A 15,233-nucleotide genomic window follows, 5' to 3' on the forward strand; every position below is an offset into this window, starting at 1 on the left:
CTGGCGGGGCTCACTATCGGCGGTAGCAATCCGACCGAAATACGGATAACAAAAAGGCGACCTTGCGGTCGCCTTTTTCATGTCCGATAGCGGCTATCAGCCTTTGGCTTTTGCCGTGGCAGGCATCAGGCCCTGGTTCACTTCCACCAGATCCTGCGCTTCCAGAATACCGGCAGCCTGTTTCAGGCTCAGGATATTGAGAATGTAGTTGTAACGGGCTTCGGAGAGCTTCTGCTTGGCCTCGTACAGCTTGCGAGTGGAGTCCAGCACGTCGACGATGGTACGGGTACCCACTTCGTAACCGGCTTCGGTCGCCTTCAGGGCGCTGTCGGCGGAGACCACAGACTGGCTGTAGGCGCGCACCGAGCCGATGCTGGCGTTCACGTTGTTGTAGGAGGAGCGCACTGTGCTCTGCACCGAGCGGAAGTTCTTCTCCAGCAGTTCGCTGGCCGCTACGTAGTTGTATTGAGCCTGTTTCACCTTGGAGCTGGTGGCGCCACCGCTGTAGATGGGCAGCTTGAAGGTCAGACCGATATTGGCCTGATTGTCATTGCCGCCCGGCATGCTATCCAGCTTGTAATCGGTATTGCTGGTTTGCAGTCCGGCACCCAGATCCAGAGTCGGCTCATGACCGGTCTTGGCCAGATCGATCTGCTCCTTGGCAATGTCCTTGCTGATGCGGGCACTGTGCAGTTGCAGGTTTTTGTCCAGCGCCAGCTCAAGCCACTTGTCGGAGCCGAAGGCGGTCTTCTGCGGGCTGAAACGATCGGTGTTCAGCACGTCCAGATTGCGGTGATCGATACCGGTCAGCTCGCGCAGGGTCTCGTAGCTGTTGTCCAGCGAGTTTTCTGCATTGATCTCGTCAGCCAGCGCCTGGTCGCGAGAGGCTTCCGCTTCATGCACATCGGTGATGGCGGTCAGGCCCACTTCGAAACGCTGCTGGGTTTGCTCCAGCTGACGCTCTACCGCAACCTTGTTGGCACGGACGAACTCCAGGGTATCCATCGCCTTGAGCACATCAAAGTAGGCTTTGGCGGTGCGCACCATCAGGTTCTGGATTTCGAGGTTGTAGGCAACATCTGACTGGGTGGCCTGCTTCTCGCTGATATCCAGATTGACCCAGTTACTGCGACGATAGAGGGATTGCGACAGCGTCACTTCACCCTTGGCGTTGGTATTGCTCTGGGTATCGTTCTTGTTTTGCAGATAATTGAGCCCGGCACCCAGATCGATCTGGGGCAGCAGAGGGGCACGGGATTCGTTGATCTTCTCGAAGGCCTGGTCGCGAACGGCTTTGGACTGCAGCAACTGCGGGTCTTTGATCTGGGCTTGCTGGTAGATGTCGAGCAGGTTTTCGGCATGGGCACCGGCACTGACGCCCAGCAACACCATGACTGACAAAAGTGTTCTTTTCATAGATCGTTTTAACCTTATGTAGTAACCCAAACTGGTTGCTGGAGAGGCAAATATTGTCACCGACCAAGCTTGATTGCAGCTTAATCACTCTACTATAAGCAAAATTTAATGCTAAGAGTCTCAGGTCCGGTGACGGGAACGTCAAGAACCGGACGCAGTTTTCTCCCCGCGTGCCTAGCCAAATGGTCTGTGGCTGCTAAAATCCACCCCTCATTACCATGGCACGCCGAGTGAATGAACGTTCATTCATGTTCCTCGGATTTTATGGTCAAACTGATACAAGTCAAGCTGACGGGAGCCCCGGATGTCGCAGCAACCCTTGCCGCAAGATCGGCATTACGCCGCCGATGATGTGAAAATCATTGAAAAATCAGCTGGATATAACGGCTTCTTCAAGGTGAATGTCTATCGTTTGCAGCATCGGTTATTTGCTGGTGGCTGGAATCAGCCCATCGTGCGCGAGCTGTTCGAGCGGGGCCATGCTGCCGCGCTGCTTCCCTACGATCCGGTGCGCGACCAGATAGTGCTGGTGGAGCAGTTCCGCATCGGCGCCATGGAGACCAGCCCGACCCCCTGGCTGCTGGAGCTGGTGGCCGGCATCATTGACGAAGGGGAGACCGCCGAGGCAGTGGTGCGTCGCGAAGCGGTAGAAGAGGCCGGGATCGAGGTTGCCCGCTGCGAGCATGCCATCAGCTATCTGGTGAGCCCGGGCGGCAGCACCGAGCGGATCGAGGTCTTTGTGGGCGAGGTGGATGCCAGCAAGGCCGAGGGACTGCACGGTCTGGCTGATGAGGGCGAAGATATCCGGGTGCACGTGGTGAGCCGCGAACAGGCCTACGCCTGGCTCAAAGAGGGACGTATCGACAACGCCGCCTCGGTCATTGCCCTGCAGTGGCTGGCTCTCAACCATGGCGAGCTGCGCGCCCGCTGGCTGGCGGATCGCTGAGGTGGCGATGACCCTGCAACAGAGCAGGCGCTATGTGCCTGATCTGATGTCCTTGCAGCGTACCTGCGAGGTCAATTACATGGCGTTGATGAAACTGCTGCCGCCAGATGGGGAAGTCGGGGCCGAGCGCCGCTATCGGGTCGGCAACGATCTGCAGTTCCAGCTCACCATCATTGGCGAGAGTCGCTTCACCAATCAGGTGATCCTGAGCCAACACAACCCCGAATTGCCCGAATATTTACAAGCTCAGATAGAGATTCGTTTGTATCATGATGTGCGGATGGCGGAAGTGTGTGCAGCGCAACAGATTTCCCGTTTGCAACCACGTTATGATTATCCCAATAAAAAGATGCACCAGCGGGACGAAAAGGAGCAGGTAAATCTGTTTCTGGCCGAATGGCTAAAATTTTGTCTCAGACATGGTACCAGCCCGATCAATATCTCCAGTTGAACAAATAAAAAGAAGCGTGATTTTGGAAACAGAGCTCCCCCAGGCGCAGGACGGCAGTGTGCGCCTGTTGCAAATTACCGACACCCACCTCTTCGCGAGTGCCGAAGGGCGGCTGTTGGCTGTGCGCACCGCAGAGAGTCTGGCCGCCGTGCTGGAACAGGTGCAGGCCAATGAACACCCCTACGAGGTGATTCTGGCGACCGGCGATCTGTCGCAGGATCACAGTCCGGAATCCTATCAGCGTTTCGCCTCCATGATGGCGCCCCTTGGCCGCCCCATCTACTGGCTGCCGGGCAATCACGATGACAGCCCGCTGATGACCGAATATCTCCATGCCGCCGGGATCAGCGAATCCAAGCAGCTGGTGGGCGACCACTGGCAGGTGATCCTGCTCGACACCCAGGTGCGCGGCAAACCCCACGGCATGATTGGCGATCACCAGCTGGAGGCGCTCGACCGTGCCCTGCGTCAGTATCCGGATCGCCATGCCCTTATCGCCCTGCACCATCAGGCGGTGCCGGTGGGTTGTGCCTGGCTGGATCAGCACAATCTCAAGAATGCCGATGATCTGTTTGCCGTGCTGGCCCGTCACCCGCAGCAGAAGACCATCCTGTTTGGGCACGTCCATCAGGAGTTTGACGAGGTGCACCGCGGCGTGCGGCTGATCGCCAGCCCATCGACTTGCATCCAGTTCAAACCGCTCTCTGATGGCTTCGCGCTGGACGAGTCCGGCCCGGGCTGGCGCTACCTCACCCTCTACCCTGATGGCCGTATCGCCAGCCAGGTGTGGCGTCTGCCGGTGGGGCAGTTTGTGCCCGACCCCAACGCCACCGGTTATTGAGGAGAGCATTCAATGAAGTCGGTTCTCCTTTATCTGCACGGTTTCAACTCCTCACCGGGCTCCGCCAAGGCGCAGCAGATGGCTGCCTGGGTGGCCGCCAACCGGCCCGACATCGAGGTGATCATTCCGGCCCAGCCCAATACGCCAGCGGCGGCCTGGGCGGCTATCGAGCAGACCATCGTCGATCTGCAGGGGCGTTATGGTAGTGAATTCAAGCTCGGCGCCGTGGGCAGCTCCCTCGGCGGCTTTATGGCGACCCGGGTGAGTGAGCAGTACGGCTGCCGCGCGGCGCTGATCAATCCGGCGGTGCGCCCGTACGAGCTGCTCTGTGACTACCTTGGCCCCCAGACCAATCCCTATACGGGTGAGCAGTACGAACTGCGGCCTGAACATATGGACGAGCTGCGGGCACTGGCGGTACCGGCGACGGCGCCGGAGCGACTCTGGATCCTGCAACAGCAGGGGGATGAGGTGCTCGACTACCGCAAGGCACTGGATGAATACCGCTTTGCCCGCCTCTCGCTGGAGTGCGGCGGCAACCACGCCTTCGTGGCGTTCGAGCGCTACCCGGCCCAGATCATCCGTTTCCTCGGGTTATAGGTTTGAGTCAATAAGGGCGGTCTCGCCCTGCTTGTTCTTCTCCAGCTCAAGCTTTCGGTGCGGGGAGTTTGTTCTACCCCCGCCTAGCAGTTAAGATTCCCTCCAAACGTCAATTCGCAAGGCCCTCCATGTCTACTCAATACAATGCGGATGCCATTGAGGTCCTCAATGGCCTTGAGCCGGTGCGTCGCCGCCCCGGCATGTATACCGACACCACCCGGCCCAACCACCTCGGCCAGGAGGTTATCGACAACAGCGTCGATGAAGCGCTGGCAGGTCACGCCCGCAATCTGGAGGTGATCCTGCATGAAGACCAGTCCCTCGAAGTGATCGACGACGGCCGCGGCATGCCGGTCGATATCCACCCGGAAGAGGGGGTCAGCGGGGTGGAGCTGATCCTCTGCAAGCTGCACGCGGGCGGCAAATTCTCCAACAAGAACTACCAGTTCTCCGGCGGTCTGCACGGGGTGGGTATTTCGGTAGTAAACGCCCTCTCCGATCGGGTCGAGGTGACGGTGCGTCGCGACGGTCAGGTCTACGACATCGCCTTCGAGCGTGGCGAGAAGGTGCAGGAGCTGACCATCACCGGCACCTGCGGTCGTCGCAACACCGGCACCCGAGTGCGCTTCTGGCCGCAGGCGAGCTACTTCGATTCGCCCAAATTCTCGGTCACCAAGCTGGAGCACCTGCTCAAAGCCAAGGCGGTACTCTGCCCCGGCCTCACCATCAAGTTCCTCGACAAGAACACCGGCATCAAGCTGGAGTGGTGCTACGAAGATGGCCTCAAGGATTATCTGGTCGACGCGGTCAAGCAGTTCACCTGCCTGCCGGAGCAGCCCTTTATCGGCTCGTTCAGCTCCGAACAATCGGCGGTGGACTGGGCGCTCTGCTGGTTGCCGGAAGGGGGCGAATGCCTCGCCGAATCCTATGTGAACCTCATTCCCACCGCCCAGGGCGGTACTCACGTCAACGGCCTGCGTCAGGGCCTGCTTGATGCCATGCGTGAGTTCTGTGAGTTCCGCAACCTGCTGCCGCGGGGGGTCAAGCTCACTCCGGAAGATATCTGGGATCGCTGCGCCTACATCCTCTCCATCAAGATGCAGGATCCGCAGTTTGCCGGTCAGACCAAGGAGCGCCTCTCCTCCCGCCAGAGCTCGGCGTTTGTCTCCGGCGTGGTGAAGGATGCCTTCAGCCTCTATCTGAACAGCAACACCGAGCTGGCGGAGCAGATCGCCGAGATCTGCATCTCCAGCGCCCAGCGCCGGATGCGCGCCGCCAAGACGGTGGTGCGCAAGAAGATTACCCAGGGCCCGGCGCTGCCCGGCAAGCTGACCGACTGTAACTGCGCCGACCCCATGCAGGGCGAACTGTTCCTGGTGGAGGGTGACTCTGCGGGCGGCAGCGCCAAGCAGGCGCGGGATCGCGAGTTTCAGGCCATCATGCCGCTGCGCGGCAAGATCCTGAACACCTGGGAGGTGGAGGCCGGTCAGGTGCTCGCCTCGCAAGAAGTTCACGATATCTCGGTCGCCATCGGGCTCGATCCCGACTCCGAGGATCTCAGTGGCCTGCGCTACGGCAAGGTGTGCATCCTCGCGGATGCGGACTCGGACGGTCTGCACATCGCCACTCTGCTCTGCGCCCTGTTTGTGAAGCACTTCCGCACGCTGGTGGAGAAGGGTCACGTCTACGTCGCCATGCCGCCCCTCTACCGGATCGATATCGGTAAAGAGGTCTACTACGCCCTCGACGAGGACGAGAAGAACGGCGTGCTGCAGCGGGTCGAAGCCGAGAAGAAGAAAGGCAAGGTGATGGTGACCCGATTCAAGGGTCTGGGTGAGATGAACCCGAAACAGCTGCGGGAAACCACCATGGATCCCAACACCCGTCGTCTGGTGCAACTCACCATGGAGCCGGCAGGAGAGAGCGAAGGGGATGCGGCTGACGAGACCCTGCAGCTGATGGACATGCTGCTGGCCAAGAAGCGGGCGAGCGATCGCCGCGAATGGCTGGAAGAGAAGGGCAACCTCGCCATCATTTAAGCCGTCGGCTGGCCCGCACAGGGCCAGCAAGCATTTAGCCGGAGTCGCCCTGTGGCGGCTCCCGAACCGAAAGAGAAAATCACATGAGTGATGCTATCGAGCTCAGTCTGGACGGGGTAGAGCGCCAGCCAATGCGCACCTTTACCGAACAGGCTTACTTGAACTACTCCATGTACGTCATCATGGATCGGGCCCTACCGCATATCGGCGACGGCCTCAAACCGGTGCAGCGGCGCATCATCTACGCCATGAGCGAGCTGGGGTTGTCGGCCCTCTCCAAGCACAAGAAGTCCGCCCGTACCGTGGGTGACGTGCTGGGTAAGTACCATCCGCACGGCGACAGCGCCTGTTATGAAGCCATGGTTCTGATGGCCCAGCCCTTCTCCTACCGCTACCCGCTGGTGGACGGTCAGGGTAACTGGGGTGCGCCGGACGATCCCAAGTCCTTCGCTGCGATGCGTTATACCGAGGCGCGCCTGTCCCGCTTCTCCGAGCTGCTGCTCTCGGAGCTGGGGCAAGGCACGGTGGAGTGGACGCCGAACTTCGACGGCACCATGAAGGAGCCGGTGGTGCTGCCTGCCCGCCTGCCGCACATCCTGCTCAACGGGGTGACCGGTATCGCGGTGGGGATGGCGACCGACATCCCGCCCCACAACGCGCGGGAAGTGGCCTACGCCTGTGCCGAGCTGCTCGACAACCCCAATGCGGGGCTGGATGTGTTGATGCAGCACATTCAGGGGCCGGACTACCCGACCAACGCCGAGATCATCACCCCGCGTGACGATATCCGCAAAATCTACGAGACCGGCAAGGGCTCCATCAAGCAGCGGGCGGTCTGGAGCGAGGAGGATGGCGACATCGTCATCACAGCGCTGCCCCATCAGGCCTCCGGCGCCAAGATCATGGAGCAGATCGCCGCCCAGATGGTGGCGAAAAAGCTGCCGATGGTCACCGACCTGCGCGATGAATCTGACCACGAGAACCCGACCCGTCTGGTGATCGTGCCGCGCTCCAACCGGGTGGATGTGGAGGGGCTGATGGCCCACCTGTTCGCCACCACGGATCTGGAGAAGAACTACCGGGTCAACCTCAACATCTTGGGCCTGGACAACCGGCCGCAGGTGAAGTGCCTCAAGACCATCCTCAGCGAGTGGATCCAGTTCCGTCGCGAGACCGTGCGTCGCCGTCTGCAATTCCGCCTCGACAAGGTGCTGGCTCGCCTGCACATCCTCGAAGGCTTGCTGATCGCCTACCTCAACATCGACGAGGTGATCGAGATCATCCGCACCGAGGATGAGCCGGGCAAGGTGATGGTGGAGCGCTTCAACATTACCGAGACCCAGGCCGAAGCGATCCTCGAGCTAAAACTGCGCCATCTGGCCAAGCTCGAAGAGTTCAAGCTGCGCGCCGAACAGAACGAACTGGCCGAAGAGCGCGACAAGCTGGAGCTCATTCTGGGCTCCGAGCGTCGTCTCAACACCCTGCTCAAGAAAGAGCTGCTGGCCGATGCCGAGAAGTACGGCGACGATCGCCGCACCCCGCTGGTGGAGCGTGCTACCGCCGTGGCGCTGACCGAGAAAGAGCTGGTGCCGAGCGAACCGGTCACCGTCATCCTCTCCGACAAGGGCTGGGTGCGCGCCGCCAAGGGCCACGACGTGGATGTGGAAGGGCTCTCCTACAAGGCGGGGGACAGCTATCTGGCCCACGCCTGTGGCCGCAGCAACCAGCAGGCGGTGTTCCTCTCCACGTTGGGCCGAACCTACGCCCTCGAATCCCACACCCTGCCATCTGCGCGCAGTCAGGGCGAACCGCTCACCGGCCGCTTTGCACTGGGCGCCGGTGAAGAGGTACGCCATCTGGTGATGGGCAACGAAGGCGAGCCGTATCTGATCGCCAGCGATGCCGGTTACGGCTTTGTCTGCACCTATGACGACCTGATCGGCAAGAACAAGAACGGCAAGGCTCTGCTCACCGTGCCGGAAGGGGGGCAGGTGATGGCACCCCAGAAGATCGGCTCGCCAGAAACCGATCTCTGCATGGCCATCTCCAACGAGGGGCGCATGCTACTGTTCCCGCTCAACACCCTGCCGGTACTCGGCAAGGGCAAGGGCAACAAGCTGATCAGCATTCCGTCGGCTCGGGTGAAAGCACGGGAGGAGTTTGTGGTGATGGCCGCCGTCATCCCGCAGGGCCAGTCCGTCACCCTGTTTGCCGGCAAGCGCAAGCTCACTCTTAAGCCATCTGATCTCGACTACTACCGCGGCGAGCGCGGCCGCCGTGGCGCCAAGTTGCCCCGCGGTTTGCAGCGCGTCGATCGCATCGAGATTGAACCCGCCGCTGGAACCGAACCGGTAGCCGGAGAAAATCAGGAAGGGTAATTAATATAGAAGGGCGCGAAAGCGCCCTTCTGTATGGAGACGGTATTCACCTGACAGTTGCCCACAAAAGGGAGTGGTCATACGGCTTCAAACCGGATAACAAAACGGTACCCCTACCGTGTTATCTGGAGTCACCGTATGACCACCAACGAGAAAGTAGCACGTCGCAAACTCAGCCTGCTAGAGCTCGCCAAAGAGCTCAATAATGTCAGCAAAGCCTGCAAGCTCATCGGCTACAGCCGTCAGCAGTTCTACGAAATTCGCCGTAATTACCAGACCTATGGCGCCGAGGGATTGCTCGACAAATTGCCCGGCTGTAAAGGGGCTCATCCCAATCGGGTCGCTCCCGAGATTGAACAGGCCATCCTCGATTACTCCCTCACCAGACCAACTCATGGCCCGCTGCGGGTCGCGCAAGAACTGGCTCTGCAAGGCATCAATGTCAGTGCGGGCGGTGTGCGTGGCGTGTGGCAACGGCACGACTTGCTCTCCAAACACGACCGCTTGCTGCGCCTTGAGAAAACTCACCGGGAGCAGACCATTGAGCTCAATGACGAGCAGATTCGCCTGCTCGAACGCTTCAGCCCCGAGTTTCGCGAACGCCAGATTGAGGTTCACTACACCGGAGAACTGGTGGCGGTCGACACCTTCTTCGTCGGCGCGCTCAAGGGGGTTGGCAAGGTGTATCTGCAAACCGTGCTGGACTGCTATAGCCGCCACGCCTGGGGACGGCTCTACACCAGCAAGCTGCCGGTGACCTCGGTTCATGTGCTCAATGAAACGGTACTGCCGTTTTTCGAGGCCCACGAGGCACGGGTCTATACCATCCTGTCGGATAACGGGCGCGAGTTCTGTGGACGAGCTGACCACCATCCCTACGAGCTGTTCCTGCAACTGGAGGGGATTGAGCACCGGACAACCAAGGTACGCAGGCCGCAGAGCAACGGCTTTATCGAACGGCTGCATCGCACACTGCTGGATGAACACTTCCGTATCAAGGGGAGGACGACCTGGTATGAGTCGGTAGAGCAGATGCAGACAGACCTGGATAGCTACCTGGAACACTACAACACCCAGCGGCCACATCAGGGCAGGATGATGGAGGGACAGACGCCTTACAGCATGTTCAAGAAGGGTCTGAAATTGATACCGAAGGAAGTGCGCACTAAAGTAGCGTAAACAAGACACCGGTTTGAGGCCGGTGTCAGGTGATAACTAGATCTGTGCACCCTTCTATATTATGTCATTGCGTCAAGTAGTTATTGATTTTTGGTTATTCTGGATTTAAGTTTTTTATTAATGTTTGATATGGGTTTGATATGTATCAAGAGGTACTTGAGCAATTAAAGTGGATTTACTCTGGCCTTGCTGGAATTTGTTTGGCTGTAATCTTAACTACATTAACTTTAGATGGTGAGGTTATTGGTAAAAGTTATTCACTAATGATTTCCATTTCATTATTCACAATTTCATTTGTGATGTATACATGTTTTACAATAGTACATATCTCTATATCTGAGGCAAAAATTAATTTTGCTATTATCAATGAAAAACTTTCAAAGAAATGGGTTCGTACATTAACGTACGTATCATTTTATTTATTGTATTTTGCTTTCTTTTTTCTGTTGTGTCATATAAGTATTTTGTTTGGAATGGTGTATGCCTTATCATCGCTGATTTTATTTCCGCTGACAAAGTATTTTTTGGGTGAAATTGGTATCAGTATAGGTATTTAAGGTTACTCTAAGTGTATTTGTGACCATGTGATATGGCGGCTATTTTTAACATGTTATGGGGGATGCAAATTATTTGGCCGATAATATTTTTAAATTCGGCCAATACTAGGTTATTTATGCTTATGTATCCTGTGGTGGGTTATATTTCATCTTCACACATAGCTTTTAAAATAGATGGGTTTATTGAATTTGACATGTGCTTATTTGATGAGAGATATCCAATTATATTGTTACCTTTGACTATCATTGGAGGAGTTGTCGACATATTGTTAAAGGGTGAGAGTGAACTATACTTTCCGCCAAAACTTCCATAATCATTCCAAATTGATTCGGAAGAATATTTGCTGCCATAATTACCAAACTCATTAAATATTGATTTGGCATTAAATTTATTATCTATTGTACCTAAAAAAGTATTGCTACTATCTTGGGCTAGCACATATGAACCACGAACTATATTACATATGTTTGATGAAATCGCTTGGTTAGACCATAAACATATCAAAAATAATGTGAGTGAAAGTGTTTTTTTATGCTTTTTCATATATATCCCGTTATGTTTTTGTGTTATGTGTAAATATTAAAAATAAATATCTATTAGATCATTCCATATTGGTTTATGTAGAGGATATATTGTCATTTTTATAGCGTAAAAATATTGATGCATATCACACCGTGAGTATCTCACAATAGGGCCGTAGGTCTGATTAGCGCAGCGTAATCAGACGATCGCGAAAACAGGTCGCCGTAATTCTGCTGGTGCTCCAGCTGATCTCTTCTCTATGTCCATAGCCACCGAGATTGCGGTACGGACGATTACGCTTCGCTAATCGACCCTACGCGTTCCTGCTTGATTTAACGCTCTGCTGGTTGTCGGTGGCTTCTGTTGTGATGGTTTGTTCCCCCTCATCCCCGACCCTTCTCCCCTTATCTATGGCAAAGAGTGGGAGAAGGGAGTGCCGGAATCACCGCTGGGTGATGGCATGACCACTCTGGCCAAAGGTTGGTATTGATTTGTTCCCTCTCCTTTTAGGAGAGGGCTAGGGTGAGGGGCCGTAGAGCTGACTAGCGCAGCGTAATCAGACGATCGCGAAAACAGGTTGCCGCTAGTATGTTGGTGCGCCAGCCGATCTCTTCTATAACCGACCCTACGCGCTAATTCATTCGCTGCGCCTTCTTAACGAATCATCTATAGAAACAAGTGAAGCAATAAAACAGGATACGACCAAAATAATTATCGCCACAGGAAGGGCTCTTGAAATATAAAATAAAGGTGTTATTAACTGCCTTTCATTCATGCCAATCGGTATGATGAACAGTATAATCGCAGCAGCTATATAAACTAAGAATCTAGCAAGAAAAAGTGGCAGCCTAAGCGTTTCTGTTCTTACATTCTTAAATGGTATCATATTGCATCCTCTCAAAAAACCAATAAAACCTAATGGAACACATCTAAAATAGAATCTGCCGCCACCCTATGACAGCTGTGATTAAACTATCGCGAAGGTATAATTTACCACGACATTAATAGAATCATATGATGCCTTAAATTATATTCATTAAAGCATCATATATCTTCATGGCTATATAGTCATACACTTCACACTGCTAGAATTAGCAGCTCCACTCATTGTTACTTTATAGCATATAGTTTTACCGCCTCCATTGCCACCAGTCCCCCCACCGCTATGATTAGTAGGCCTAACATCTACAACAGTAAGCCCATGGGTAATTGCAATATTCAATAGTTTATCTATATCCGGTTCTGTAGCAGTTGGATAGCTTAATAATCCTAGATCATTGTAACTACTTGGAGATATAGGTAGCGAGTTCCCAAACTTATCTATAGCTCTTTGAAGCTTTAGTGTTAGCCTCATACTTGGCAGCGATACATCATCCACCTTGAATATAGCCCTTGATTTATCAGAAAAAACTAACTCCACGCTTGGCTTTGTGTCAGTTAGCACAAAATAAGTTAGTGTAAGACTACTCAGCATTTCTAGAAGAGTGTTATTCTGACTATAATATGCCTCCATTATATTTCTATTTGACGTATTCACTATTATATCGTAAGCGCTAGGTGCAATATATTCTGGAACTTGTTGTTCACTAAGATAAAAGGAAACCCTCCTGTTATATGCATGATATGTGTTCATACTCTCGATAAATTTAGATTCTGCAGGAACAATATATACCTTGGTTCTGTCAATAGGATCACCTATTTTATCGTAAGTAACACTTTTGATATACCTTACTTTTTTTATGATACCTAGTCTAAAGTTTGAAATATACACATTGTATATGCCATTTTTATTGGTTTGTCTCGTCGCTTTGTCAATGAACTGGCTGTCACTCTCACACACATTGCACTCAACCTTCATTACTACTTCGGCAGCTGAAGCATTCATCGCAAAGAGAAGCCAAAAAGCTATTAGTATTTTCATTAGTCTTTCCATGACAGTGAATGAATCCTTTTAATACCATCAACCTTTTTTGTTTTCAATGCCCATTTATTTTTTGCTTAGGGCTTCTACTACATGACCACCATTATCGCACACCTTCTGCGATTTCATTTGAGCGGATGAGATACTCTGTACCTGGTAAAACAGCAATTATTACACTTACTATCAATTGGCCTTATCGGCTTATATTACTCTACCAAGCAATAGTGATTTATCGGTTATATCTGTAGTTTCAAACAACACCTAAAATAAACCAATGTAGTTTTATATATAGCCGCAAGCATATTTTTCCATATAAAAAACCACCTTTACAAGGTTGTGTGGCAATTGAGTCCAAAGGCAAGGGCAAGACTACTTCGGAGCTACGTGCTGAATATCCTAAATAATTAGCAGAATATCCGAGTTGATTGTTTTGACATTATCTCGCTTGTGTCGTAATAAAAAATCAAAAAATCTGGGATACCCACCTTTTTGTGCCGATCCATCCCACCAAAAGCATAGGCCCCGCAATCCATGATTGCGGGGCCTCTGGTCTTGTCTGCGGCTCACGCTGCCAGTGGTTCAAATCGATCAGACGGGGATAGCTGTCGCCGCCGGTGGCGGGGCAATTTTCGAGGCGATCAGCAGGCGCAGGCGGGGCACCAGCAGGAGCAACACCACGCCGCCTGCCAGCGAACCCCAGCCGAGCATATTGAACACCGAGCTGTAGCCCGGGTTGGTGGCCACCGGAGAGCTGCCGATATTCTGCGGCATGGCGCTGGAGACATAGCCCGCCAGCACCGAGGCGACGCCGGTCACCATCATCCAGCAGCCCATCATCAAGCCTTGCAGGCTGGCGGGGGCCAGCTTGCCAATCATGGCGTAACCGATGGGGGAGATAAGCAGCTCGCCAAAACTCTGCAGCACATAGCTGATGGCGATCCACTTGAAGGCGACCAGCCCGTCGGCACCCGCCAGATGGATGCCGATCGGCAGTACCAGCATCCCCAATCCCATGCAGAACAGGGAGGCGGCAAACTGGGAGGGAATGTCGATATTCCAGCCCTGTTCGCGCAGTCGCTTGAACAGCAGCGCCATCAAGGGGCCACCGATGACGATGACGAGGGTGTTGATGTTCTGGATCCACTGGGGAGCGACCCGCAGCCCGAACACGTTGAGGTTGATGTTGTGCTCGGAGAAGAGCATCAGCCCCATGGGCGCCAGCTGGTAGAGCGACCAGAAGATGAGGGAGCCGAGGGCGAGGATCAGGTAGGCCACCATGCGGCTGCGCTCGGCGGCGTCCGGGTGGCGGGCGGTCATCACGCAGAGCAGCACCAGCACCACGGCGCCCAGGATCAGCACGAAGCTGCCGCTGAAGCTGGCGTGGGTCAGCAGCAGCCGCAGCGCCGGCACCAGCATGGCCAGAATGGCGATACCGGCCAGCATGCGGCGGTAGAAGCCGCTCCCCTTGATATGGCGCAGCGGGGTGCTGATATCCGCCAGAATCGGCCAGCAGGCGAAGGTGGCGATGATGGCGATGATGTTGCCCAGCGTCGCAAACAGGAACAGGGTGCGGTAATCCTCGGTGAGCTGGAAGTAGCCCGCCAACGTGAAGCCGATAAAGAAGCCCAGATTCATCCCGGCGTAGTTCCACAGGAAGGCGCTCTCGCGGCGGTGATCATCCGGGGCGAAGCGCTGGGTCAGCATCATGTTGAGGCAGGTGACGTTAAGGCCGCTGCCGGTGAGGAACATGGCGAGCCCCCAGTAGAGGCCGGTGATCCCCATCTCGGCGATGAAGTAGCAGCCGATCACCTGCAGCACCATCCCCATCACGAACAGGTTGCGGTTGCTGAGGTAGCGCCCGCCGAGATAGCCGCCAAACAGGTGCAGGCCATAGTTGAAGGCCCCGAAGACCCCCATCATGGCGTTGGCCTGGGATTCACTGAAGCCGAGCCGCTTGGTGGCGTAGAGCACCAGCGTGGAGTAGAGCACGGCAAACCCCAGGGTCGAGAAGGTCTGGATAAAGAACAGCGCCCCGGAGCCGGGGGGAATGGTGGGGTGTTGATTCGAAGCGCTCACGGTCTGTCTCCTGTGAGAGAAGAAAGTCATTACTCGTCCTGAGAGCGTACCGGTCTGCTGCCGGCTAGCCTTGTGCGCTTCCATGCTGGTCTGAAGGCCGGTCTGTCATTTAGCGGCCAAGCGGTGCAAATAGCCATACCTGAAATTTAATCTGGCGCGATTAATTGCTTTTTATTGATCTATTCCGCCTTTTTATGCGTGATTGAGCCGTGGTTTTAGCTCGACTTACCACGCGATTGCGGCACGGTTGATGTGATCCAGTCGGCTATTTGGTGCCGATTATGGCGCTGTAGCGGGATCTGCGTC

12 protein-coding genes are annotated in these 15,233 nt (G+C 54.8%); 8 read left to right on the forward strand and 4 right to left on the reverse strand.

Annotation, left to right across the window (positions count from 1 at the left end; translation table 11 throughout):
* Positions 1-96: 96 nt before the first annotated feature.
* On the reverse strand, positions 97-1,416 hold the full coding sequence (tolC, locus tag LRL22_RS14225) for an outer membrane channel protein TolC (RefSeq protein WP_021231688.1): 1,320 nt from the start codon (positions 1,414-1,416) through the stop codon (positions 97-99).
* Between the two features lie 304 nt (positions 1,417-1,720).
* Here tolC and nudF point away from each other — a divergent pair, with 304 nt between their 5' ends.
* The 8 genes from nudF to LRL22_RS14265 all read left to right on the forward strand — a co-directional run bounded on the left by nudF (position 1,721) and on the right by LRL22_RS14265 (position 10,407).
* Positions 1,721-2,362 (forward strand): ADP-ribose diphosphatase, encoded by a 642-nt coding sequence (gene nudF / locus LRL22_RS14230; protein WP_005335901.1) that lies wholly within the window; start codon positions 1,721-1,723, stop codon positions 2,360-2,362.
* 7 nt (positions 2,363-2,369) lie between these two features.
* On the forward strand, positions 2,370-2,813 hold the full coding sequence (locus LRL22_RS14235) for a DUF1249 domain-containing protein (protein WP_069526959.1): 444 nt from the start codon (positions 2,370-2,372) through the stop codon (positions 2,811-2,813).
* Positions 2,814-2,835: 22 nt separating this feature from the next.
* On the forward strand, positions 2,836-3,654 hold the full coding sequence (gene cpdA, locus LRL22_RS14240) for a 3',5'-cyclic-AMP phosphodiesterase (protein ID WP_270905647.1): 819 nt from the start codon (positions 2,836-2,838) through the stop codon (positions 3,652-3,654).
* A 12-nt stretch (positions 3,655-3,666) separates the two neighbouring features.
* Positions 3,667-4,254 (forward strand): YqiA/YcfP family alpha/beta fold hydrolase, encoded by a 588-nt coding sequence (locus LRL22_RS14245; protein WP_270905648.1) that lies wholly within the window; start codon positions 3,667-3,669, stop codon positions 4,252-4,254.
* A gap of 128 nt (positions 4,255-4,382) precedes the next feature.
* A complete protein-coding gene (gene parE / locus LRL22_RS14250) occupies positions 4,383-6,293 on the forward strand; it encodes a DNA topoisomerase IV subunit B (protein WP_005335894.1) in 1,911 nt (636 codons plus the stop codon).
* An 83-nt stretch (positions 6,294-6,376) separates the two neighbouring features.
* Entirely contained in the window at positions 6,377-8,671 is a 2,295-nt protein-coding gene (gene parC / locus LRL22_RS14255) for a DNA topoisomerase IV subunit A (protein WP_150998550.1), read from the forward strand.
* 138 nt (positions 8,672-8,809) lie between these two features.
* Positions 8,810-9,850: an IS481-like element ISAs19 family transposase gene (locus LRL22_RS14260; RefSeq protein WP_119197101.1), complete on the forward strand. Its 1,041-nt coding sequence runs from the start codon at positions 8,810-8,812 to the stop codon at positions 9,848-9,850.
* A gap of 140 nt (positions 9,851-9,990) precedes the next feature.
* A complete protein-coding gene (locus LRL22_RS14265; protein ID WP_213387746.1) occupies positions 9,991-10,407 on the forward strand; it encodes a hypothetical protein in 417 nt (138 codons plus the stop codon).
* Positions 10,408-10,546: 139 nt separating this feature from the next.
* Here LRL22_RS14265 and LRL22_RS14270 read toward each other — a convergent pair whose 3' ends face one another.
* The 3 genes from LRL22_RS14270 to LRL22_RS14280 form a co-directional block, all read right to left on the reverse strand.
* Positions 10,547-10,951, reverse strand: a complete 405-nt coding sequence (locus LRL22_RS14270) for a hypothetical protein (RefSeq protein WP_213387745.1) — start codon at positions 10,949-10,951, stop codon at positions 10,547-10,549.
* 1,039 nt (positions 10,952-11,990) lie between these two features.
* On the reverse strand, positions 11,991-12,863 hold the full coding sequence (locus tag LRL22_RS14275; RefSeq protein WP_270905649.1) for a hypothetical protein: 873 nt from the start codon (positions 12,861-12,863) through the stop codon (positions 11,991-11,993).
* A 576-nt stretch (positions 12,864-13,439) separates the two neighbouring features.
* Positions 13,440-14,927 (reverse strand): peptide MFS transporter, encoded by a 1,488-nt coding sequence (locus LRL22_RS14280; protein WP_270905650.1) that lies wholly within the window; start codon positions 14,925-14,927, stop codon positions 13,440-13,442.
* Positions 14,928-15,233: the final 306 nt, after the last annotated feature.

Origin of the sequence: Aeromonas sp. PI_26, assembly GCF_027854445.1 — a bacterium.
Taxonomy (GTDB): Bacteria; Pseudomonadota; Gammaproteobacteria; order Enterobacterales; family Aeromonadaceae; genus Aeromonas; species Aeromonas veronii.